Raw genomic sequence first — 434 nt, 5'->3', positions numbered from 1 at the left:
CCGTATATTTTCCACAAACCTTCCTGCAAACCAAACGCAGGCTCGCCGTCTTGCGGCTGGGTGCGGACATAGCTGCCGTCAGGCTGCATCAGCCAAGCTTGGGTATTGTCTTCCAAGGCCATTTCCAAACCTTCACGGATCACGCGTTCTTTGAGTTCGGGCGTGGTAATCGGTGTGGCGACTTCAATGCGGCGGAAGAAGTTGCGACCCATCCAGTCGGCGCTGGAGATAAAGGTATCGTCTGCGCCGTTGTTATGGAAGCAATACACGCGCGAGTGTTCGAGTTGGCGGCCGATGATGGAACGGACGCGGATGTTTTCGGACAAGCCTTTTACACCCGGGCGCAAAGTACACATACCGCGCACAATCAGGTCGATTTGCACGCCTGCCGCGCTGGCTTGATACAGCGCATCAATTACGCTCGGCTCGATGAG

1 pseudogene is annotated in these 434 nt (G+C 56.0%); it reads right to left on the bottom strand.

From position 1 onward, the window contains the following. Positions 1 to 434: pseudogene (locus ACTHSP_RS22030) on the bottom strand (polyphosphate kinase 1); the annotation flags it as partial.

Source organism: Neisseria sp. P0001.S005, assembly GCF_051963715.1.
The sequence above is the reverse complement of the archived record's forward strand: the minus strand, read 5'-3'. Positions and strand labels throughout refer to the sequence as shown.